Origin of the sequence: Lactobacillus kullabergensis (assembly GCF_000967195.1) — a bacterium.
Taxonomy (GTDB): Bacteria; Bacillota; Bacilli; order Lactobacillales; family Lactobacillaceae; genus Lactobacillus; species Lactobacillus kullabergensis.
The window spans coordinates 1,200,226-1,222,363 of sequence record NZ_KQ033871.1; the positions used below are offsets into that span (position 1 = coordinate 1,200,226).

At 36.7% G+C, this 22,138-nt stretch carries 20 protein-coding genes, 1 tRNA gene and 1 other annotated feature; of the genes, 4 read left to right on the forward strand and 17 right to left on the reverse strand.

Features of this window, described 5'->3' with window-relative positions; genetic code table 11:
* Positions 1-8 precede the first annotated feature (8 nt).
* From JF76_RS06145 to JF76_RS06200, 12 genes are all read right to left on the reverse strand, one after another.
* On the reverse strand, positions 9-251 hold the full coding sequence (locus JF76_RS06145) for an exodeoxyribonuclease VII small subunit (RefSeq protein WP_045928268.1): 243 nt from the start codon (positions 249-251) through the stop codon (positions 9-11).
* On the reverse strand, positions 232-1,599 hold the full coding sequence (gene xseA, locus JF76_RS06150) for an exodeoxyribonuclease VII large subunit (RefSeq protein ID WP_045928269.1): 1,368 nt from the start codon (positions 1,597-1,599) through the stop codon (positions 232-234). Before xseA ends, JF76_RS06145 begins: the two co-directional genes overlap by 20 nt.
* A complete protein-coding gene (locus JF76_RS06155; RefSeq protein WP_045928270.1) occupies positions 1,589-2,437 on the reverse strand; it encodes a tetrahydrofolate dehydrogenase/cyclohydrolase catalytic domain-containing protein in 849 nt (282 codons plus the stop codon). Before JF76_RS06155 ends, xseA begins: the two co-directional genes overlap by 11 nt.
* A gap of 53 nt (positions 2,438-2,490) precedes the next feature.
* Positions 2,491-2,883: a transcription antitermination factor NusB gene (gene nusB, locus JF76_RS06160; RefSeq protein ID WP_045928271.1), complete on the reverse strand. Its 393-nt coding sequence runs from the start codon at positions 2,881-2,883 to the stop codon at positions 2,491-2,493.
* Complete coding sequence (locus JF76_RS06165; protein ID WP_045928272.1) at positions 2,861-3,319, reverse strand: Asp23/Gls24 family envelope stress response protein; 459 nt, start codon at positions 3,317-3,319, stop codon at positions 2,861-2,863. The genes nusB and JF76_RS06165 overlap by 23 nt, the downstream gene beginning before the upstream one ends.
* An 18-nt stretch (positions 3,320-3,337) precedes the next feature.
* Complete coding sequence (efp, locus tag JF76_RS06170; protein WP_045928273.1) at positions 3,338-3,907, reverse strand: elongation factor P; 570 nt, start codon at positions 3,905-3,907, stop codon at positions 3,338-3,340.
* Between the two features lie 72 nt (positions 3,908-3,979).
* Positions 3,980-5,089 (reverse strand): M24 family metallopeptidase, encoded by a 1,110-nt coding sequence (locus JF76_RS06175; RefSeq protein ID WP_045928274.1) that lies wholly within the window; start codon positions 5,087-5,089, stop codon positions 3,980-3,982.
* 138 nt (positions 5,090-5,227) lie between these two features.
* A complete protein-coding gene (rpmA, locus tag JF76_RS06180) occupies positions 5,228-5,521 on the reverse strand; it encodes a 50S ribosomal protein L27 (RefSeq protein WP_034981396.1) in 294 nt (97 codons plus the stop codon).
* Between the two features lie 13 nt (positions 5,522-5,534).
* Complete coding sequence (gene rplU / locus JF76_RS06185; RefSeq protein ID WP_034981345.1) at positions 5,535-5,849, reverse strand: 50S ribosomal protein L21; 315 nt, start codon at positions 5,847-5,849, stop codon at positions 5,535-5,537.
* A 13-nt stretch (positions 5,850-5,862) separates the two neighbouring features.
* Positions 5,863-5,937, reverse strand: a sequence feature (ribosomal protein L21 leader region).
* An 87-nt stretch (positions 5,938-6,024) separates the two neighbouring features.
* Positions 6,025-6,864 (reverse strand): YitT family protein, encoded by an 840-nt coding sequence (locus JF76_RS06190; protein WP_045928275.1) that lies wholly within the window; start codon positions 6,862-6,864, stop codon positions 6,025-6,027.
* A gap of 156 nt (positions 6,865-7,020) precedes the next feature.
* Positions 7,021-8,352 carry a DUF2325 domain-containing protein gene (locus JF76_RS06195; RefSeq protein ID WP_045928276.1) on the reverse strand — a complete coding sequence of 444 codons (1,332 nt, stop codon included), beginning with the start codon at positions 8,350-8,352 and terminating at the stop codon, positions 7,021-7,023.
* Between the two features lie 87 nt (positions 8,353-8,439).
* Positions 8,440-10,203 carry a DUF2207 domain-containing protein gene (locus JF76_RS06200; RefSeq protein ID WP_045928277.1) on the reverse strand — a complete coding sequence of 588 codons (1,764 nt, stop codon included), beginning with the start codon at positions 10,201-10,203 and terminating at the stop codon, positions 8,440-8,442.
* 200 nt (positions 10,204-10,403) lie between these two features.
* On the opposite strand from JF76_RS06200, the gene JF76_RS06205 reads away from it, so the two are divergent.
* Positions 10,404-10,477: transfer RNA gene (locus tag JF76_RS06205), tRNA-Arg, on the forward strand.
* 51 nt (positions 10,478-10,528) lie between these two features.
* Here JF76_RS06205 and JF76_RS06210 read toward each other — a convergent pair.
* Positions 10,529-10,960, reverse strand: coding sequence for a hypothetical protein (locus JF76_RS06210; RefSeq protein ID WP_052697083.1), 432 nt, complete (start codon positions 10,958-10,960; stop codon positions 10,529-10,531).
* Between the two features lie 574 nt (positions 10,961-11,534).
* Between JF76_RS06210 and JF76_RS06215 the strand changes: the two genes are divergently transcribed.
* The 3 genes from JF76_RS06215 (at position 11,535) to JF76_RS06225 (ending at position 15,502) form a co-directional block, all read left to right on the forward strand.
* The gene (locus tag JF76_RS06215; RefSeq protein WP_045928278.1) at positions 11,535-12,572 is read left to right on the forward strand and encodes a PTS sugar transporter subunit IIC; all 1,038 of its coding nucleotides are present in this window, start codon (positions 11,535-11,537) and stop codon (positions 12,570-12,572) included.
* A gap of 68 nt (positions 12,573-12,640) precedes the next feature.
* Positions 12,641-12,997: an arsenate reductase family protein gene (locus JF76_RS06220; protein ID WP_045928279.1), complete on the forward strand. Its 357-nt coding sequence runs from the start codon at positions 12,641-12,643 to the stop codon at positions 12,995-12,997.
* A 105-nt stretch (positions 12,998-13,102) separates the two neighbouring features.
* Positions 13,103-15,502 carry a Xaa-Pro dipeptidyl-peptidase gene (locus JF76_RS06225; protein WP_045928280.1) on the forward strand — a complete coding sequence of 800 codons (2,400 nt, stop codon included), beginning with the start codon at positions 13,103-13,105 and terminating at the stop codon, positions 15,500-15,502.
* Between the two features lie 123 nt (positions 15,503-15,625).
* Here JF76_RS06225 and carB read toward each other — a convergent pair whose 3' ends face one another.
* Genes carB through JF76_RS06245 form a run of 4 tightly spaced genes read right to left on the reverse strand, consistent with a single transcriptional unit; the run spans position 15,626 to position 22,116 of the window.
* Positions 15,626-18,808 (reverse strand): carbamoyl-phosphate synthase large subunit, encoded by a 3,183-nt coding sequence (gene carB, locus JF76_RS06230; RefSeq protein WP_045928281.1) that lies wholly within the window; start codon positions 18,806-18,808, stop codon positions 15,626-15,628.
* Positions 18,801-19,886 carry a carbamoyl phosphate synthase small subunit gene (locus JF76_RS06235; protein ID WP_045928282.1) on the reverse strand — a complete coding sequence of 362 codons (1,086 nt, stop codon included), beginning with the start codon at positions 19,884-19,886 and terminating at the stop codon, positions 18,801-18,803. Before JF76_RS06235 ends, carB begins: the two co-directional genes overlap by 8 nt.
* A complete protein-coding gene (locus JF76_RS06240; protein ID WP_045928283.1) occupies positions 19,883-21,160 on the reverse strand; it encodes a dihydroorotase in 1,278 nt (425 codons plus the stop codon). Before JF76_RS06240 ends, JF76_RS06235 begins: the two co-directional genes overlap by 4 nt.
* Entirely contained in the window at positions 21,160-22,116 is a 957-nt protein-coding gene (locus tag JF76_RS06245) for an aspartate carbamoyltransferase catalytic subunit (RefSeq protein ID WP_045928284.1), read from the reverse strand. The genes JF76_RS06240 and JF76_RS06245 overlap by 1 nt, the downstream gene beginning before the upstream one ends.
* Positions 22,117-22,138 lie beyond the last annotated feature (22 nt).

Below are 22,138 nucleotides of genomic sequence, written 5' to 3' on the forward strand. Positions count from 1 at the left end.
AATCTTCTCTACTTTTCTGGGGCAGCAGCATCATTAGGATCAAGCTTATGTTCTGTTCCATCACTATCAATTAACTTAGCTACTGTTTCTTCGGCTTCAGTTAATTTTTTATTTAAATTACGACTTAATTTTACTCCAGTTTGAAATTGTTCAAGAGCGTCTTCTAGAGGAATATCCCCATTTTCCAAGTTATTAACAATTGTTTGTAATTCAGTCAATTCCTCTTCAAAATTATTTTTCTTGGTTGCCATTTTTTTCTCTCCTTATTGAACTGATAACTGCTGTTGCTAAACCATCTTGAAATTTGATGCTGATTTCATCTTTAACCGCAATTTGACTTACAGAATTGACCATTTTATTCTTCTGGTCTTTAACATACGCATATCCTCTTCGTAAAATTCTGTCGGGATCATAATCGTTAAGTTGTTGTTCTGTTTGGCCAAAAACATTACGTTTTGCCTGTAAAAAATGTTCTGTATTAGCAACTAACCTCTGGTCATAAAAATCTGTTTGCTGCAAAAAAGACTTGATTTTTTTATTAGGGCTGACTGTAACAAGACTTTGTTTTGCCAACTGGTAATTATGCCGTTTGCGTTCCAGCTGCCGCACCATATCATTATGAAGTCTGTCTCGCAAAAGATCTAAAGTTTGTGCTTGCTCATCATAAAGTCTTGCGGGCTCTCTCATGATAACTGAATTATCGATACGGTTTAAAACATCACGGCGGGCTCTAATAATGTTTTGCATACTGGAAACCAGACTATTTTGCATTTGGCGAATATTTATCAATTCATCTGGTAAGTTCGGAGTAGCATATTCGGCTGCAGCGGTTGGAGTCGCTGCTCTTACGTCAGCAACTAAATCACATAGTGTAGTGTCAGTTTCGTGGCCGACAGAGGAAATAACCGGCATTTTCATATCAAATACTTGTCGTACTACGCTTTCCTCATTAAAAGGCCATAAATCTTCAAGCGATCCACCACCTCTACCAATGATCATAACGTCATATTTGTCTTTAAACTGAGCTATTTGCTTCATTGACGCTATTAATGAATCAGCAGCAGAGCCTCCCTGAACTTGAGCAGGAAACAAATCTACTTCTGCATGAGGAAATCTCCTATTAACAGTTACTAAAATATCATGGATTACTGCACCAGAAGCACTTGTTACAACAGCAATGTAATCTGGATAATGGGGAAGTGGTTTTTTAAATCTCTGATCAAAAAGCCCCTCACTAGCCAGCTTTTTTTGCAGTTGCTGTAATTGTTCATATAATGCCCCTAATCCTGCAGGCTCCATAGATTCGGCATAAAATTGGTAAGAGCCTTGTGGCCCATATACGCTAACGTAGCCAGTTACATATACTTTCATGCCTTCTTCAGGCTTAAATTTCACTTTATCAAAATATGACCGAAACATGACAACATTTATCTTCGATTTTTCATCTTTTAGCGAAAAATACTGATGTGAATTACGCCGATAACGAAAATTAGACAATTCACCTTGAAGAAAAACTTTATGTAAATAAGGATCGTTTTTAAATTTTTGGGTTATATAGTAATTTAAATCCGAAACTGTTAGGTACTTACTACTTTCCATTATTTCTCCTCGTCAACTGAATAACTTGCTCCATAAGAGACTCAACCGTAAGAGGACCAATTCCACCTGGAACTGGAGTTATGAAACTCGCAATTGGAGCAACATGCTCAAAATCAACGTCTCCAACTATTTTGCCATTAAATCGACTTATCCCTACATCTATAATAACTGCATTTTTCTTAATCATATCAGCAGTTACTAAATTATGTTCTCCTGTTGCTGAAACCAAGATATCTGCTTTTTTGGTATACTCGGTCAAATTCTTTGTTTTTAAATGCAATATTGAAACAGTCGCATCTTTTTCAAGCAATAATGCAGCTAAAGGTTTCCCCACAATGCTGCTTCTACCTATAATAACTGCATTTTTTCCTTTTAAATTAATATGATAGTAATCTAATAAAGCCAAAATACCGTGTGCAGTTGCGGGTTCAACAAAATGATCTCCTTGCCACAAGCGACCTACATTTGCTGGAGTAAGACAATCAACATCCTTATCTGGGTCAATAGCAGCTAGAGCTTCATTTAAAATGATTTGTTTCGGTACTGGCAACTGAATCATAATACCATTGACATCCTTTTCATTATTTAGGCGATCAATTAACTCTAATAAATTTTTTTGTGTCACATTAGACGGTAATTGAAATAATTTTTGCTTAATACCAATTTGATCTGCTCTTCTTTTTTTGGTTTTTAAGTAGATTTTGCTACTTGGATCATTACCAATATTAATTACGCAAAATTGAGGTTGTATGCCTGCCTTCTTCAAATTTAAAACTTGTTTTTGAAGAACGTTAGCGCGAATATTAGCTAAATGCTTACCGTCTAAAAGTTGACCCATTTTTATTCCCTTTTTAAAAAAATAGTCGGCATAAAGCCGACTATAAGTTATTTTTAGATAAAATTTGCCAGCATACCATTAACAAATGGCTTATCTTTAGGATCAGCAAACTCATCACATAAGTTCAAAGCTTCATTTACCGCAGCTTTTGGCTCAATTTCTTTACTGTATTTAATTTCATACAAAGCAACTTCCAAAATGGCCAACGAAATTTGATTAATACGATTAATTCGCCAGTTCTTTTTCAAATAGCTGGCAAGTTCACCCTTTAATTCATCCCGTTTTTCTATAACACCCTCAATTAATTCTTTTGAATAGGCAGAAAGTACTTTTAAATCAAGCATTGCGACAGTTTTAGCTTCAACTTCATTAGCCGTATATTTTAAGTCCTGATTAGACAAATAAACGGCTTGCATTGCGACTCTACGACTCTCGTGTTGATTCATTTTTACCCTTTTCATCTATATCGGAAAATAGCTGAGAGGTTCCGCTACCATCTTCATTATCATCGTCTGGAAATTCAAGTCCGGTAACATGCACGTTAATTTCACTAAGAGTTAAATCGGTCATCTGTAAAACCTGTTGCTTTAAAGTCTTTTGCAAATCCATTGCTATTTCAGGCACATTTTTACCAGCTTCAATACTGACATAAACATCGGCAATCAAGTTATGTTCATCATCAATATTAACAGACACGCCTCTGCCACGATCTTCTCTTCCTAAAACGCGGTTAATTCCGGATTTGACGTCACCGTGCATTTCGGCAACTCCATCTACTTTTTCGGCAGCGATGCCCATAATAACTTCAAGAACACTAGGATCAATTTCAATTTCTTCGCCGTTATTTTGATCATCTAAGACAATTTTTGAACTATCTGCCATTTTTTTTACCTCGAAAATTTATTTATTTGCGCGAGATACGTATGTACCATCGACAGTATTAATTACTAAAACGTCTCCTTCATTAATAAAGAAAGGTACGTTTACTACTAGACCCGTTTCCATAGTTGCAGGCTTTCCACCACCTGATGAAGTATCACCTTTAATATTAGGCTCAGTTTTGGCAACCGTCAATTCAACAGTATTCGGCAACTGAATTCCTAAGGTTTTGCCATCATGCATAATTACACTTACATTCATATTTTCCTTTAAAAACTTGGCTTCATCTTTTACTTGTTCATTAGGAATTGCCAACTGATCATAAGTGTTAGTGTCCATAAAAACGTAACTGGCGCCATCATTATATAGGTACTGCATAGATTTTGTTTCTATTTCTGCAGTTTCAACTTTTGCAGTAGAGCGGAAAGTATACTCCTGTACAGCACCTGTGTTCAAACTCTTTAGCTTTGAGCGAACAAATGCACTACCCTTACCTGGTTTAACATGTTGAAATTCAACTATACGCCATAAGTCATTATTATACTTGATAGTCAAACCATTTTTAAATTCATTTACTGAAATCATTGTCATATTGAGTACCTCATCTCCATAATATTATCTTACCAATTAGTAAGCGATTTTACTATAATTATTATTTATCTTTTATAAAGAAATTAAGTTGTCTTTAGGTAAAGTAGAAAGTGTCTCAGGGGTTTGATTATGAATTAAAATGTCATCTTCAATTCTAACACCGCCTTTATTTGGCAAATAAATTCCTGGCTCAACTGTATGAACCATGTTATTAACAAGTTCTTGTTTGCCAAAAGGTAAGGCAGGTTGACATAATTCATGTATTTCTAATCCGATGCCATGACCAATCCCATGACCAAAATACTCTCCATATCCTTGTTCTGTAATGTAACTTCTGGCTGCTCGATCAACATCACTGCCATGATTGCCTGCAATAGCAGCTTCAATACCACGCCTTTGTGCTTCATGCACAATTTCATAAATTTTGTGCATTTCCTGGTCAACTTTGCCAACAGCAACAGTTCTGGTAATATCAGCAGCATAACCATGGTAAAACGCGCCAAAATCAATTACAACCATATCGCCATCTTCAATCATTTTATCGCTGGCAACACCATGAGCCCATGCAGAACGCACCCCTGAGGCAATAATAGTATCAAAGCTAGGACCATCACCGCCATTAATTTTAAAGTAGTAATCTAATTTTGCTCCGATTTTTCGCTCAACAGCACCTGGCTTAATCAAAGGCAATATTTCATTAAAGCTATCCATTGAGATATTAATCGCTTTACGCAACGTTTCTAATTCAAGTGCGTCTTTAACATTACGGACTTGTTCGACTAGTTCCTCGCATATTTCGAAATCGATACCAGGGTTCAATCTTTGCAAGTTTGCAAACTCAACTGCAGAAACGAATTCACCTTCAATTAAAACTTTTTTTAAATTTGCCTCTTTTAATTGTTTAGAAATTTCAAGGTCTTGACCTTCTTTTTTCATTACCACCCTAATTTCACCGGGGGCCTCGGCTTTAATCTGATCGTCAAATCGTGAGTCAGAAAGTAAAATTCGATCTCCTTTTGAAGTTAAAATCAATTGAGCTTCTTCACCAGTAAAATTAGTCAGGTAACGATAATTTGCTTGGTTAAAAATTAACAGTCCATCGGCATTACGTTTTTTAATTAGTTCGGTAACCTTATTTATTCGCCTGTTAAGCAGCGTTAATAGTTCTTCCTTCTCAGTCATACCCATAATCTCCTGTATATCAATCTTTAACTTAATTTTAACCCTAAAAAGAGATACAATACTAACTTATTTTTACTAAATTAAAACAGAAAAAAGACGAGAAGCATATGCTTTTCGTCTTCTTGTTTAAGAACTAAATTACTTAGCTTCTTCTTCAACCGGAATAACAGAAACTTGTTTTCTGTATTTATCTTTCCGCTCAAATTTAACTACTCCATTTACTAAGGCAAATAAAGTATCGTCTCCACCCTGACCAACATTCTTACCAGGGTGAATCTTTGTACCACGTTGACGATAAATAATTGAACCAGCATGAATGGTTTGACCATCTGCAGCTTTAGCGCCTAAACGACGTCCAGCTGAATTACGACCATTGGCAGTAGAACCTCCACCCTTGTGGTGGGCTAATAATTTAAGATTTAAAATATTCATCATTACTTCACCTCTAGTTTAATTCAATTTTTTCAACTGTAACCTTAGTATAAGGTTGACGGTGACCATATTTTGAATGTGAGTGCTTCTTAGGCTTGTACTTGAAAGTAACTACTTTCTTTTCCTTGCCTTGCTTTTCAACTTTAGCAACAACTTTAGCACCTTTAACTAACGGTGTACCAACTTTAACATCTTTGCCATCGGAAGTAAGAACTACTTCATCAAAAGTAACTTCTTTGCCTTCTTCAGCATCAAGCTTTTCAACAAAAACACTATCGCCTTCAGCAACTTTATATTGCTTGCCACCGGTTTTAATAATTGCGTACATTTACTACCCTCCAAAATTTACTTAGACTCGCCAATCGAGGTGCTCCGTAAAAGACTTATTACCCCGAAATGTGCGGTTGCAGATGTGGAGGAACCCACAAATACAACTACTACATAATACTACTCTTAAGTCTAGTTGGCAATAAAAAATACCCTTTTTATTGGGTAAATTGGCATTAAATCTGCCACTTACCACCGTGTACTTTAGCAATATTTTCGGTAACAATAAATGCTTCACTGTCAATTTCGCGGGCTTTGGCAACTAATTGACCATACTCATTAGTATCAACAATTATAACTAATTGCTGCTTATCTTGGTCACTGTAACCACCCACAACGTTATAAACAGTCAGGCCATCGTAATCCTGCTGGAGCATTTGCCTAATTTTATCTAATTTAGTGTTACTCATTATGCGCACTTGATATTTTTTATCAAAACCAGTTTCAGTATATCGCATAGTAATAGTAGTAATGACCTGAGAAAAAGCTGCCAGTAAAAATGCTTCAGTTCCATCAACAAAAATGTTCAGTACAATGACCGACATATCAATGACCATAAGCGATATAGCAGGGTCAACATAAAAATATTTTTTTATAATTAGTGGCGGAATTGTGGTCCCGCCAGATGAAGCGTTAATCCGGTAGAGCATTGTAACACCAATGCCCATTAAAACCCCACCATAAATTACCGCCAGCATATTATTTGAAGTTAGTTTAAAGCTAGGGGTAATTGCCATTAAGACAGGTACTAAAAGACTGCCCAATGCAACTTTTTTTAACGTTTGTTTGCCTAAAAAGACGGCAGCTAAAATTAACATTAAGCCATTAACCACAAATACCGAAATTGAACGGTTAATTCCCCAAACAGCATCAATCAATATTGAGATTCCAGTCGAGCCACCAGCAGCAACATTTATTGGAGCATAAAAGAAGTTAATTGATATTGTGATTATTTCCAGACCAGCCAAGAAAAAGAGCCAGTATTGCCAGGTATGGGTTTGCTTTTGTGAGTCCATCTCATCTTCCTTCCATAAAATTGTTATTTTACATTTTACAGGAAAGCAGCTAGATTATGCAAGGAATATGGGTTTTGGTTATGCTTGATCATTCTTAAAATCGCTTAAACTATAACTCAGAGGAATTTTTCTTAAATTATTAAGAAATTATAAATATTACTGTTCAGCAAGTTCGTATCTAATAGTCTGATTGCCTTCGTATGCTGGTAGACCTTTTTCAGCCCGATATAATGCTCGCTCAAACGCTTGATAACCTTTACTTGAACTAACGGCAAACTTGATATGGTATTTACTGGCAAATTCTCTGATATTCCAAGTACTGTCATGGGCAGCATAAGCTGTCACCAAAATCACGATATCCAGATCTTTGATTTGGTTTTCAATTACTTTTTTCTTGCCCTGAAAAGCATCAATGGGAATTGGAATTCCGTCATAACGATTAACTATTCCTTCAAGCATAGCCTCATTTTGATTATTACCAATGGCAATTCCGACCCTTTGATAATGCAGATCCATTGCTAATTTAGGCAAATCAGCTTTCTTTGATTCAGTGCCACTCTTTTTCTTTTTATTTGCACTAGTTTGCCTTGACTGTTCAATTTGATAAATCCAGCGAATTTGAATTGCCTCAGCCGGATTCTTTTTCAGACGCACATCCCCATCATACCATGCTAAGTCTACTATTGAACCATCAACTAACTTAATATTTTCGTCCCAATATTTACTTGAATCAACTGGTAAAAGAACTGCTTTACCATGAACTCGTAGTTTCTTGCCTTGAGCATTACGTGAAATAGCCAGATGTCCGGTTCTCCCCTGCACTACTGCATACTTAAAAGTTGAAATAGAATCAACTTCCATACTGGGCAGATCACGATAGCCAACAATTCTTAAAATAGTCGCTTCATAATGAGAACTTTTTTCTTCTGGCACAGCTTCAACAATATCCCCGCTTTTCAAATTCAAGGAATGGATCTGTGATTCTTTTAACGTATAAACGGTTCTATTACTGTCATTAATCAAATCACAGCCTGACAATAATCGAACCACTGTATACCGCTTTCCTTTACGGTAATCTCTCTTAGGAGCTTTTGGCGTTTCAAGTGCCTGTTCAAAAACTTTTTTATCGATTAAATCTTTTGGAGCCTGAATAGATTTAATTGCTTCTTTTAAATCAACTAAATTTTGACGGTACTCTGTATTGATACCTTGAGCTAGCGTTAATTTCTGCGTAGCCGAAAGCACTGTATTTTTAGCTAAAATGTTTGTCGGATTATTAATTAGTCGCGTTAGACTTTTTAATAATAAATTAAGCTGCTGTAAATCAACATCTACAGTATCTTTATCTTTTACGGTTGAATTGGTTTTTTCATCCATATCGGTCATACCTAAGATCAGTTTTATTGCAGCCAAGCCATTCTTAAGGCTCTTCTCATCTCCGGCAGTCTGATTAAGAATCCTTATTAAATTATTGCGATAATCAAACATATTTTTACCTGTCTTTATATTATTTACTTAAGTATAGCAAAAGCAAAAAAGTCCAGCGTTATGCTAGACTTAAAATCAAAACTTATACTAGAAAGCTCCACCACCGGAACCTCCACCAAAGCCACCGGATGAACCACTGGAAAAGCTGCTTGAACCAGTAGATATACTGTCGTTAAAGCAAGAATCAAAGTTGGCAGAAAAGCTATCTTTGCCGGTATTAGAGGCAAAACCATAGTAAAAGTAATCACTCTTTGCCAATTCTTCTTGAGTGAATTCGATTTTGAGCTGTTTCATTACTTTATTAGCTAAACCAAAAGCAACAGCATAAGGCATGATGTCTTCCCATAAAATGATGTCACCCACATCCTTCATCTTAAACTTACCGATATCTTTCAACATTTTCTTGAAACCACGTATCTTTTCGGTTTCAATTTTTCCTTTTTCAGAATATATGCCGGTACGTTTGATATTGAAAATCAGCGCCAGTAAACTCAAAATTAGGATCGAAGCTTCGCCAAAAACTATCACTAAAATAAACTTAAGTGAGCTCATTAATGCTACTACAGAAGCAGCAAAACTGATGACCATCATTAAAATTATGATAGCAATATTTTTATTTTTTCGATTTATTAATGAATCAGGCAAATAAACTTGCTTTTCCTTGCTGTCAAAATAATCTCCTGCCCAAAAATCAAAGTCGCTTCCTAGTTTCTTACCATGATATTTTTTCAAGGCTTGAGTGGTAAAACTAGTTCCATCCCCAATTTTGTTAAAAAGAGTTTTCATTAAACGGCTCTCGTCAATTATGCTTTCGTCTATCGCGGTTATCCGATAATAAGTTTTAAGATGGGTTTTATAATCTTCAATCTTAATTTTTTTCTGTGCTGCAAGTTCCATCAAATAGGCAGTAAACGCGCGATTATCCGGTTGCTTTGCGGTATCCAAAATTTGAGCTAATATTGGATCCACGTCAGGTATTTCATAGTTATGAGCCAATTCACGACTCTTGCGGGGCATAAAACCAATTTTTTGGGCTCTAAAGCCCTTAATGATACCTAAAAGTCCTGCAATTAAGCTCAAAGCAATTAGCAAAAGACTCCTTTTTGCCCTTTTTTGTTGATTTAATAAAGTATCCTGTGCTAATTTTTTCTCTTGCTTTATCACTGCTTGGCGGTGATTCTTATTTTTGACATTTTGATTATCGGCAGTGATTTTAGGAGGGAAAATAGTATGAACTTCAATACCCATGTCACCAGCAAGATTTTCAGCTGTCATGACAATTTTTCCTTTTTGAGGATTAACTTGTAGACGTCCATCAAGTGGTCCGTGGGCCCATGCTTTTAGACCCTTTACAGGACCTGGAAAAATCACGCTTGCTTTGACATAGTTTAAGTCGGTGTCCCAACCGTCGCCAATAATTTTAAAATTAAGTTCGGCTACATCACGGTAATTGGTAATGGCATTAGTGATACGATAAAAATAAGTAACAGTAAAGCGACTATTACTCTTTATATTGTGAAATACTTTAAAACGGTATCCCTTTTTATTTCTTTTGAGATCATAATCATTTGTTTTGCGACCCTTGTCGTTGTTATCTGCCACTTTTACTGAAGCATCAGCGATTTTCTGATTCGATTGTAGATTTTGTCGATAAAAAACTCCATGTGCAGAACTGTTGAATTTATACGTAATTGCCCTTTTCATCGTCAACGAGCCGTCTGAGTTAACTTTAGCTGTAGTGATGTTTTTAGCAATATCATAATCAACATCGGCTTTTACTTCTTGTCCAGAAACAAAACAAAATAATAGAACTCCCAGTAGAGATATCAATTTTATAATTTTATGTTTCATGTATTTTCCTGTCTTTCGTTCTTCGCTTTTCTTTATTATACAGATTATGAAATACAATTAACAAATCAATTTGTACTCCTTTCTTTATTATCTATTTGACTTTAAAAATAAGTTGGATAAAAAAGAAATTTCCGGTTGCAATTACAACAACTTTTCTCTATAATAGTTAATGTTCTTGCGCAGGAATACGCAAAACTGACGGTCTGGTAGCTCAGCTGGATAGAGCAACGGTCTTCTAAACCGTGGGTCGTGGGTTCGAATCTCACCCGGATCATTTTTCAAAAAAGAGCTATAACAAAGCGTGTTATAGTTCTTTTTTTGATCGCTAATTTTTCTTGATTTTTGATATCAGCACCCTTTGCCGTTTAGGATTTAACCGGTAATAACCTGAGAAAATTCCTAAAAAAGTTAAAACAACTGTTCCAAGAATCAGCAATAAAATGCTGTCTTCATGAAGTTCTCCGATAAATTCATATAGAGAAGATACCATCTTTAGCCAGCCACCAAGAGAAACAAAATACCAGGCAGTAGCCTTATCAATAAAACTCATAGCTGTACGCAAATCAGATTCATTTTTGATAATACTACCTAAAATCTTGACTGCACGCCGTTTTTCAAGATAAATTTTGACAATAGGTATAATCCAGTACAAAGGAGAGATCTTTGGTTGTGCTTTACTTGATTGGTTAAATTCCTTCAAAAACCATTCATAATCATAAAGCTCCATTAATCCCTGATAAAGAGGAAAGGCAAACAACAACCAATCTCCTAAGAAACTGATGCAATTAATAAACAGTGAGATAATAAACACTTCTTTCTATATCTTTTTATTATAAAACATCTTTTTATTATAAAACTGAATTATTATTTTTACTTGCCATTATTTTAGTCGTTACCGACCTGTTATTCAAAAAAATTATTCAAATCTTGGCAAGCTATTTTGCTAATTGAAAAAGAAAAAATATTTTTTTAATAATTAACTAACTTTTTCTTTCCCAATAAAAAGACTATTAGATACTTAAAGCTTGATATACCAATGAAATTTTTTCTTTAAAAATTCTCTTGCTTTTTTTATGCTATTAAGTTATGATATTGCTTAAATATTTATGAGAGGTAAAGATTATGACGGCAATTAAAAAAATTAATCAACCGCAAGTTAAATATTATTTCTGGTACTTCAGCTATTTGATCTGAGTGCCTAGTTTGTCATTGTCTTAGACACACAGTTCAATCTTCATGACAATTGTGTGTTTAAAAGATTTAAGTACTTTCTTCTCTGAAGACTCACACAGTTGTCGTCATCTGTGTGAGTTTTTTATTGGGAGAGTAAAATGAATACTTTAAAAAAGATTACGTTAGATACACTAAATGGCTTATCAACAGGTATAGTTGTAGCTTTAATTCCTGGAGCCTTAATTAATCAGTTGGTAAAAGCACTCTTGCCAAGCATGCCACAATTAAGCTTTATTTTAGCTTTGACCACCTTTGCTTCGGCATTATTGCCAGCAATCAGTGCCGTCTGTGTTGGTATGACTGGTAAATTAACACCCATCCAAACTTCATCTATTGCCTTAGCGGCAACAGCTGGAGCTGGTAACTTTGTGATGAACAAAGGCAAGGTTGCGGTTATGGGCAGTGGTGACGTTATTAATACGGCCATTACTATTATGATAGCTTACGGCTTAGTTTTGTTTTTTGGTAAGAAATTGAAAGCATACACAATTCTATTAGTTCCATTACTTGTTCTGCTAATAGCTGGAGGAATTGGCTGTCTTACCCGCATCCCTGTTGGCCAATTAACTAGTTTGATCGGTGTCGGAGTTGAAAAATTGACGGCATTGCAGCCAATTATTATGGGTATGCTGATGGGAATAGTATTTGGGTTACTTATCGTTTCCCCTATTTCTTCAGTCGGTATTGCCACCGCGATAAGCATTTCTGGCATAGCTTCCGGTTCTGCCAATTTAGGTATCACAGCCGTTGCTTTCTCTTTAGCTGTTTTCGGTTGGAAATCAAATAGTTTTGGTACATCAATTGCCCACTTCTTAGGTTCTCCTAAAATGCAAATGGCTAATCTAATGACTAATCCCAAATTACTTATCCCGCTTTTAATTAATGCCGGTATAATGGGTGCCTTAGGCGCAGTATTTCAAATTCAGGGTACACCAATGAGTGCAGGATTTGGCTTTTCAGGTTTAATTGGCCCTATTGCCGCCATGGCAAATCGCCCAGCGAATTTGGTTAATATTATATTAATTGCTGTTCTTTTCTTCGTGTTACCTATTGCATTAGGCATCGCAATGAATTACCTTTTTAATAACAAAGTTCATCTTTTCACTAGTAAAGACTTTGAACTGGATTTCAGTTAGTTTAAAGTACTCTACTCTTCTGGTTTATCAGTCTTATTGCTATAATTGAAGTAAAGGAGAGTATGAATATGATAAAATTCTATGGTTACAAGCGTTGCTCTACTTCAAGGGCTGCTCAAAAATGGCTGACGGAGCACAATGTTGAGTTCGATTTTCAAGATTTGGTCGAAGAACCGCCAAAAAAAGAAGATCTAGTAGAATGGCTGAGCCAGCATCAAGATCGCGGCTTAAAATATTTTTTTAACACTCACGGTCAAGACTATCGCAAATTACACCTTAAAGATCAAATTGCAGATATGTCAATTGCAGATGCCGCTGACATGATGTCCAAAAATGGAAAACTAATAAAAAGGCCTCTGGTTGTTGAAGGTAAAAAACTGACCTGCGGTTTTAATGAAAAAATTTACGAAAAAGTTTGGTTATAAATTTAATATTTAAAAAGGAGGTATTGAAAACAGTACCTTCTTTTTTATTAATCAGCTTTCTAATATCATTGTTAACAGGTAAAATAATACAAAAAGGAGAATTTTATGAAGTATAACCAATACGCTTATGTGGAAACTGATTACAAAACAGAAGTTAAAGAATTATTGCAAATTAAATTTTTGCCAATAGATTATGAAAAACGCTCTTTTTCCAATCTTTTAGGAGAGCTGATCGCAAATGCAGTGGCAGTGATTAGCCCCCGCGACGAAAGTGCTCGCAAAGCAAAATTAGCTGAGTTTGCAGTTTCAAGTGTCCAGCCTCTTAATGCTTTTTTAGATACCAATCCCGAGGAAATTGCTTCTAATCAATTTTATAATGTTGCATTGCAGCTTCTTGGCTATCATGTTGGCTACGATTATCAGCTAAATGACCCTTTGGCTTTTATGAAAAAGCAGGCATTACCTTATATTGAGAAAATTAATGACAAGCAGTCTCTTATTCAAGCTTTCTATCGTTTGCTTAATACGCGCGCTAAAAATGGACAACTGTTAATAGACGTCATGGCTGGTCAAGGCTATTTTTACAATAGAAAAACGGAATTTGCGCAGAATAAGTTTCTCTTTTTTAATGGTAAAAGTATGCCTGTTTTTGATACCAGCAAGATAATCCGTGAAGTTGTTTATGTTGAAAGTGATTTGGACACAGACGGTGATGGCAAAAGTGACCTTTTGCAAACGACAATATTTCGTCCAATTGAAAGCGAAACCTTACCGGTTCCCGCTCTTTACACTGCCAGCCCCTATTTTGGCGGCATCATTGATAACGAAAAGCGCAACCACAACGTAGATGAAAATTTGACTGATGCGACTGAGTGGACTAACCCACAATATCAGGCTTCTGCAATTGTTAAAGCCAAAAAGCCTCTGGATAGTGAAAGCTCATACAAACCGGTAGAACAGGCTGTCGGCAAATCTTCTTACGGTTTGAACGAATATATGCTAGCTCGTGGCTTTGCCAGTGTGTTTGCTGGTGCTATCGGAACACGGGGCAGTGATGGTCTTAGAATTACTGGTGCTCCAGAAGAAACCGAAAGTGCCAAGGAAATAATTGAATGGCTACACGGAGATCGCGTTGCTTATACTGATAGAACAAGGCAGCACGAAACCAAAGCAACTTGGTGTAATAAAAAAATTGGGATGACTGGTCGTTCCTATTTAGGCACTTTGCAAATAGCCATTGCTACTACGGGTGTACCTGGCCTAAAAACAGTTATTTCTGAGGCTGCCATTTCTTCCTGGTATGATTATTACCGTGAACATGGCTTGGTAATTGCACCAGAAGATTGCCAAGGTGAAGATCTGGATATGCTTGCAGAAACTTGTCAATCGAACTTGTGGGATGCTGGAGATTATTTAAAAATTAAACCTAAGTTTGACGAAATGCAGAAGATTTTATTAGAAAAGGCCGATCGCAAGACTGGTCAGTATTCAGATTTCTGGGAAAAACGCAACTATCGCCATCATACTGATAATATTAAATGTTCCTGGATTAGCGTCCATGGCTTAAATGATTGGAACGTTAAGCCTAAGAATGTCTATAAAATTTGGCAAAAAGTCAAAAACCTTCCTGTTGCCCACCATCTTTTTTTGCATCAAGGGCCGCACTATAATATGAATAATTTGGTTTCAATTGATTTTACTGACCTAATGAACTTATGGCTGGTTCATGAACTCTTGGGCATTGAAAATAACGCCTATAATCAGTGGCCAACTGTGCTTATTCAAGATAACCTAAAAGCAGATCAGTGGCACAAAGAAAAGGATTGGAGTAATGACATTGGTAGCGAAACTGTTTATTTCCCTACTTCCAATAATGAGTTAATAAAAGATACTTGCAGCAAGCAAAAACTTACTTTTACTGATGTAGGCGGAACTGAATTTAAAAAGGCAAAAATTTCTGACAATGACTGGCAATACCAATTTATTTGTGGTGAAGAAAAATGGGCAAAAGCCAGTTTACGTTTTACCACCGATGAATTTATTCATCCAGTAACAATTGTGGGACGACCGGAAATACGGCTGAGTGTTTCATCCAGCCTTAACAAAGGACAGATTTCCGTTGCTTTAGTAGAAATTGCTGATCGCAAGCGTTTGACTCCTACCCCCAAAATTTTAATGCCTGGTGGACAAGAACTGGGCTTCCATTTTCAACTTGACTCTTTACAAGAATTTATGCCTGACAAACTAACTCACGCCAAATTGATTACCAAGGCGCACATGAATCTGCAGAATTATGCAGATATGAAAAAGCCAAGTAGTATTAAAGCCGGTGAGTTTTATGACTTGCAGTTTAAATTACAACCAACTTATTACACAATGCCGGCAGGAAGCAAGCTTTGCTTAATTATTTATTCAACTGACCAGGGAATGACGAAAAGACCTCTTGAAAATACAGATTACACAATCGATCTATCTAAAACCGCCATTAAATTTAGCACTAAATAACTTGGATTTTATATATATCGGTACCTCTCAAGGTGGAACATAAAAATGACCCCCAAATTTATCCTAATTTGGGGGTCATATCATTTTTAACACAGTTGCTTTTTAAAATTAAATTAAAAAATTCTATTTTATGTTTATTGTAGCAAACGACCTGTTTTCTAATGCAGTTAGCAATGCACGTGCAGTATCCAAACTGGTAATTAGCGGAATGTTTTGCTGAATAGCTGTTTGACGAATGACAAAGCCGTCAGAAGTTTTAGCCAAATCATGTCCCATAGTGTTGATTACCAAGTCGATTTTGCCGTCTTTTAATTCATTTAGAATGTTTGTGTCAGTATCTTCATGAATTTTATCCACTAAAGCAATATGCAAATGATTTTGTTTTAAAAAGCTCGCTGTACCACTGGTAGCAAAAATCCTATAGCCAATTTGGGCGAATCTTTTGGCAATGGGCAAAATTTCTTGTTTATCACGATCTTCGATTGTCAATAAAATATTGCCGCTGTCAGGGATCTGCATGTTTGCACCTGAAAAGGCCTTGTAAAGTGCCTTAGGAAAACTCAAATCACTACCCATAACTTCACCAGTTGACTTCATTTCTGGCCCTAAGTAGCTGTCAACATCAGAAAGCTTGCTAAATGAAAATACTGGGGCTTTAACACTAATCATTTTAGTTTCTGGTGCCAGGCCATCATCATAACCCTGCTTTTGTAAACTTTCACCCATAATTACTCTTGTTGCTACTTGCGCCATTTCAATAGACGTAATTTTACTTAAGAATGGTACAGTACGACTAGCACGAGGATTGACCTCAATAATATAAATTTCACCATCGCGCTCAATTAACTGCAAATTCATTATTCCGCGACAATTAAGCTTTAATGCTAACTTCTTTGTGATGTCAGCTATTTTTTGTTTAATTGCAGGAGAAAAAGTTTGAGCGGGATAAACTGCCATTGAATCTCCTGAGTGAACTCCGGCATGCTCAATATGTTCCATTATTCCGGGAATTAGCACTCTTTTACCATCACAGATGGCATCAACATCACACTCACGCCCATCAAGATAATCATCAACTAAAATAGGATGACTGCTGGCGATATCCACGTGATTTTGCAAGTAGTCTTCAAGTTCTGGCTGATTATAAACAATTTCCATGGCTTTTCCACCCAAAACATAACTCGGTCTGACTAAAACCGGATACCCCAACTTGTCTGCTGCTTTGATAACACCATCATGTGTAGTAGTCGTAATTCCTTGCGGTTGCTTTAAGCCCAATTCTTTTACTACTTGATCAAATAATTCGCGATCTTCAGCCCGATTGAGGTCTTCTACACTGGTACCTAAAATCTTGACACCATGTTTTTCTAGGCCAGCAGCTAAATTAATTGAAGTTTGGCCTCCAAACTGAATAATGACGCCTTCAGGTTGTTCCAGATCACAAATATTCAACACATCTTCTAAGGTTAGTGGCTCAAAGTATAATTTATCTGACACCGAAAAGTCGGTTGAAACGGTTTCAGGATTCGAATTAATGACAATAGCTTCATAACCCATCTTTTGTAGTGCTTTGACGCAATGTACAGTGGCGTAGTCAAATTCCACACCTTGACCAATCCTGATAGGTCCTGAACCAACAACTAAAACTGATTTTTTACTATTCTTCCGACTCTCATTTTCGGTATCGTAAGTAGAATAGAAATAAGGAGTTTGTGAGATAAATTCTCCAGCACAAGTATCTACCATTTTATAAACCGGCACTAAATGGTTCTGCTTGCGCAGATCTCGCACTTGGTCTTCATCCTCATGCCATAAATTGGCGATAGTATGGTCACTAAAGCCGTATTTCTTAGCATTTTTGAGCACAGCCAGATCAATTGGATTAGCCGCAATAGTTTTTTCTAAATCAACAATATGCTTAACAATATCTAGAAAATAGAAATTAATTTTGGTTAATTCATGTAAGTCTGACATTGCATAGTCTCTGCGAAAAGCCTCCGCTAAATAAAAGAGACGATCATCTTGAGCTTTAACCAGTTTATTTTCCAGTTCTTCATCACTTGCATCATGAGCTTCAGCTGAATAAAAGTCTTTTTGGTCAATTTCCAAAGAGCGAACAGCTTTTTGAAAGGCTTCTTCAGCTGTTCTGCCTATAGCCATGACTTCTCCAGTCGCTTTCATTTGTGTGCCAAGTTCACGATTTGCTTTGGCAAATTTATCAAAGGGCCAGCGTGGTATTTTGCAAACAACATAATCCAGAGCTGGTTCAAATTCGGCAAATGTAGTGCCTGTTACCGGATTTTTAATTTCATCTAAAGTCAGACCCACAGCGATTTTAGCAGCCATCTTAGCAATGGGGTAACCCGTGGCCTTTGAAGCCAAGGCAGAAGAACGGGAAACACGCGGATTAACCTCAATGACATCGTAATTAAAACTATTCGGATCTAGGGCTAACTGAACGTTGCAGCCACCTTCAATTTTTAACGCCCGAATAAGTTTTAAAGAACAGTCGCGCAACATCTGATATTCTTTATCAGATAATGTCTGAGACGGTGAAAAAACAATTGAATCTCCCGTATGGATACCGACAGGATCAAAGTTCTCCATACAGCAGACAATCATGGCATTATCGTCATGATCTCTCATGACTTCAAATTCAATTTCTTTATATCCTGCAATTGAACGCTCAATTAAGCATTCGGTAACTGGTGACAATTCCAAACCGTTTTTAGCAATTTTAGCTAGTTCATCCCTGTCATTACAAATACCGCCGCCGGTTCCACCCATAGTGAAAGCTGGACGCACGATTATGGGATAACCAATCTTATCTCCAAAATCTAATGCTTCTTGCACTGTCTTAACACTAGTTGATGGTGGCACAGGCTCCCCTAATTTTTGACAGAGCTCTTTAAACTTTTCTCTGTCTTCTGCCTGTTCAATTGAATCAAGCTTTGTTCCCAATAATTCGATGTTCAGTTCATCTAAAATACCACTTTTAGCTAATGATAAGGCCATATTCAAACCCACTTGACCACCTAAAGTTGGCAAAATTGCATCAGGAAATTCCTTACGGATAATACGCGATACAGATTCCACAGTTAACGGTTCAATATAAACCTTATCAGCTATTGAAGTATCGGTCATAATTGTTGCAGGATTAGAATTGACCAGCACCACTTCATAGCCTTCTTCACGCAGTGCAAGGCATGCTTGCGTGCCCGAATAATCAAATTCTGCCGCTTGGCCAATAATAATTGGGCCTGAACCAATTACCATTATTTTTTTAATATCAGTTCTTTTAGGCATGATTTTCAACGTCCTTTCTTTGGTCAATCATTTGCATAAAGTAATCAAAGATGCCTTCTTCATCGTGCGGGCCCGGTGTACTATCAGGATGAAATTGCACGGAAAAAGCAGGATATTTCTTATGCCGCAAACCTTCTACAGTCCCATCATTAACTTCAACATGTGTAATCATTAAATTATCAGAATCAATTGAATCCCGACTAACAGCATAGCCATGATTTTGAGAAGTAAACCCAATGTTACTTGTGGCAATTTCACGTACAGGGTGATTAAATCCGCGATGACCAAATTTCATTTTGTAAGTTTTTGCACCATTAGCCAGAGCAAAAACCTGGTGACCCATGCAAATTCCCATTAGTGGGATCTGCTTTTCCACTTCTTGAACCATTTTAACGGCGCCTTTCATTTCTAGAGGATCTCCAGGTCCATTAGAGAGCAAAACGCCGTCCGGATGAAGAGATAAAATTTTTTCAGCTGATGTAGTATAAGGCAAAACGATACAGTTGCAATCTCGTTGGCTTAATTCACGCAAGATGCTGTTTTTTAAGCCAAAATCGACTACAACAATATTGCGCTTTGAGCCTGGTACAGGATAAGATTTTGTAGTCGCAACTCTCTTAACTACGCCCTTTGAAAGCTGACTTGCTTTTAACTGCTCTGCAATTTCGGCAGCTTTCTCCCTAGAATCACAAATTTGACCCTTCATTGTGCCGTGGGCGCGTAATTTTTTAACCAATTTTCTGGTATCTATTCCTTGAATACCAGGCACATCTAATCCCTTTAAAAAATCTGGTAAAGTAGTTTGCATGCGCCAATTATCAGGATGACGTGCCACTTCATGGCAAATCACTCCTTTTATGCCTGGTTCGAGTGACTCATAATCTGCCAGTGTGATCCCATAATTGCCAATTAATGGGTTAGTAAAAACTAAAATTTGATCTGCATATGATTGATCTGTAATAGCCTCTTGATAACCTGTCATTCCGGTGGTGAAGACTACTTCGCCTTTAGTGGTTTGGCTTCCACCAAAGCCTTCGCCAGCATATACACTGCCATCTTCTAAAATTAAATATCTCATTTACTTTCCTCACTTTGAAAAACAATCTGGCCGTCAACCATTGTTAAAACTGTTTGACCGTAAACTGCATCATTATTAAAAGGAGTATTTTTCCCTTTAGACTTAAAATTAGCTGCATTAATAGCTTCTTTTTTATGAAGATCGAAAATTGCAATATCTGCCGGTTGACCTAAAGCTATTTTTCCAGCTTTTGTTAATCCAAAAGCTGTGGCGGGAGCCAAAGTGAGCCAATTTATTAACTGCTCCAGAGTAAAAATACCAGTTTTAACAAATTTAGTGTAAAGTTCGCAAAAAGCCGTTTCACTGCCAACAATACCAAATGCAGCCTCAGCAAAACCATTTTGTTTATCACTTGCAGTATGAGGTGCATGATCAGTAGCTATCATGTCAATTGTGCCATCAAGCAATCCAGCTATAAGTGCTTCTTGATCTGCTTTGGTTCTCAAAGGCGGATTCATTTTAAAGTTAGCATTATCACTAATAATATTTTCTTCTCCTAATAGAAGATGATGAGGAGCAACTTCGCAGGTAACATTAATACCTTTGCTTTTAGCAATTCTGATCAATTCAACACTTTTTTTAGTAGAAACATGGCAAACATGGTAATGAACGCCAGTCTTTTGCGCCAATAATAAATCTCGGGCAATTTGAGTAGTTTCAGCTAATTCAGTAATCGGAGCTAAATTAAATTCACTTGCTTTTCTACCTTCATTTATCACGCCTTGATTGAACAACGAATCATCTTGAGCATGTTCGGCAATAATTAAATTATTAGCTTGTGCCTTTTGCATTGCCAGATACATCGTGTGCGCATTCTGCACACCTTTGCCATCATTGCTCAGTGCAACGCAGCCAGCTTTTTTTAGAGCGGCATAATCAGGAATTTCATTAGTATCTTCATTAACTGTAATTGGTGCATATTGCAAAACATGAATTAAACCATTTTCACAGTTGTTTTTCACCATTTTACCCATCAGCTTTGGCGTATTGGGTACCGGTACTACATTCGGCATTGCGCAAACAGTAGTGAAACCACCATGTGCTGCTGCCAGCGAACCGGTTCTGACATTTTCTTTATCAGTTTGTCCAGGATCTCTGTAATGAACATGTACATCAACAAGTCCTGGGCTTACTAATTGATTTTTAGCATCAATTATATTTTCTGCTTTTAAACCAATACCAATTGCAGAAATTAGGCCATTTTTAATTAAAAGGTCACCATGTACTATTTCTCCATCAGTATAAATATAGCCATTTTTAATCACAGTTGTCATCAAGACAATCCCCCTAATTTGCGACCACGCATAACTGCTTCAATCATTGCCATTCTCATAAAAACGCCATTTTCCATTTGCCTTACAAACCGACACTTTGGAGCTTCAACTAAGTCACCGCTAAGTTCAACATCATGATTAATGGGACCTGGGTGCATGATAATAGCATCATCTTTCATTTGCTCATACCTTTTTTGATTAATACCAAATTTTTCATGGTAGCTTTTGGCGTCAAAATTTGCTTCGTTAGGATCACCTGCGTGTCGTTCATGCTGCACTCTTAACAACATCATCACGTCCATTTGATTTATCAAGTCATCAATGGGCTTATATTCACCATACTTATCGTATTGTTTGTCATACCAATAATCAGGACCAGAGAAATAAACCTTGGCTCCCAGTCTGGTCAAAAGTTCCATATTACTTTTAGCAACTCGCGAATTAGTAATATCTCCTACGATAGCTACTTTAAGACCCTTAAAATGGCCAAAATGCTCATGAATTGTCATCATGTCAAGCATACATTGTGATGGGTGCTGACCGCTACCATCTCCTGCATTGATGACACCAATATCAAGATGTTGGTTTTGTTTGGGATGTATCAGTTGGTTATAGTATTCATTTTCAGTATGCCTGATAACTTCAAGATCAATCCCAAGAGCTGCCATAATAAGCGAAGTATCATAAAGCGTTTCCCCTTTTTTAGTTGAACTGTGAGCAGGGTCAAATGGTATTACGCTTAATCCTAATTTTCTTTCTGCCATTTCAAAACTCGTGTGAGTTCTGCTAGAATTTTCAAAAAACATGTTTGTGACAAAAACTGGGTTTGTTAGGTGTGGACGGGCACCACCTTTTTTAAAGAACTCTGCTCTTTCAATAAGCGCCATTACTTCTTCAACTGTTAAGTTTTCGACACTTACAAATGATTTTAGGGTAACCAGATTAATATTTTTCATTTTTACTCTCTTCCAAAAAAAT

Excerpts from the sequence above, each read along its gene's own strand:
- JF76_RS06145 (WP_045928268.1), bottom strand. The coding sequence starts at position 251 with ATGGCAACCAAGAAAAATAATTTTGAAGAGGAATTGACTGAATTACAA.
- xseA (WP_045928269.1), bottom strand. The coding sequence starts at position 1,599 with ATGGAAAGTAGTAAGTACCTAACAGTTTCGGATTTAAATTACTATATA.
- JF76_RS06155 (WP_045928270.1), bottom strand. The coding sequence starts at position 2,437 with ATGGGTCAACTTTTAGACGGTAAGCATTTAGCTAATATTCGCGCTAAC.
- nusB (WP_045928271.1), bottom strand. The coding sequence starts at position 2,883 with ATGAATCAACACGAGAGTCGTAGAGTCGCAATGCAAGCCGTTTATTTG.
- JF76_RS06165 (WP_045928272.1), bottom strand. The coding sequence starts at position 3,319 with ATGGCAGATAGTTCAAAAATTGTCTTAGATGATCAAAATAACGGCGAA.
- efp (WP_045928273.1), bottom strand. The coding sequence starts at position 3,907 with ATGACAATGATTTCAGTAAATGAATTTAAAAATGGTTTGACTATCAAG.
- JF76_RS06175 (WP_045928274.1), bottom strand. The coding sequence starts at position 5,089 with ATGACTGAGAAGGAAGAACTATTAACGCTGCTTAACAGGCGAATAAAT.
- rpmA (WP_034981396.1), bottom strand. The coding sequence starts at position 5,521 with ATGAATATTTTAAATCTTAAATTATTAGCCCACCACAAGGGTGGAGGT.
- rplU (WP_034981345.1), bottom strand. The coding sequence starts at position 5,849 with ATGTACGCAATTATTAAAACCGGTGGCAAGCAATATAAAGTTGCTGAA.
- JF76_RS06190 (WP_045928275.1), bottom strand. The coding sequence starts at position 6,864 with ATGGACTCACAAAAGCAAACCCATACCTGGCAATACTGGCTCTTTTTC.
- JF76_RS06195 (WP_045928276.1), bottom strand. The coding sequence starts at position 8,352 with ATGTTTGATTATCGCAATAATTTAATAAGGATTCTTAATCAGACTGCC.
- JF76_RS06200 (WP_045928277.1), bottom strand. The coding sequence starts at position 10,203 with ATGAAACATAAAATTATAAAATTGATATCTCTACTGGGAGTTCTATTA.
- JF76_RS06215 (WP_045928278.1), top strand. The coding sequence starts at position 11,535 with ATGAATACTTTAAAAAAGATTACGTTAGATACACTAAATGGCTTATCA.
- JF76_RS06220 (WP_045928279.1), top strand. The coding sequence starts at position 12,641 with ATGATAAAATTCTATGGTTACAAGCGTTGCTCTACTTCAAGGGCTGCT.
- JF76_RS06225 (WP_045928280.1), top strand. The coding sequence starts at position 13,103 with ATGAAGTATAACCAATACGCTTATGTGGAAACTGATTACAAAACAGAA.
- carB (WP_045928281.1), bottom strand. The coding sequence starts at position 18,808 with ATGCCTAAAAGAACTGATATTAAAAAAATAATGGTAATTGGTTCAGGC.
- JF76_RS06235 (WP_045928282.1), bottom strand. The coding sequence starts at position 19,886 with ATGAGATATTTAATTTTAGAAGATGGCAGTGTATATGCTGGCGAAGGC.
- JF76_RS06240 (WP_045928283.1), bottom strand. The coding sequence starts at position 21,160 with ATGACAACTGTGATTAAAAATGGCTATATTTATACTGATGGAGAAATA.
- JF76_RS06245 (WP_045928284.1), bottom strand. The coding sequence starts at position 22,116 with ATGAAAAATATTAATCTGGTTACCCTAAAATCATTTGTAAGTGTCGAA.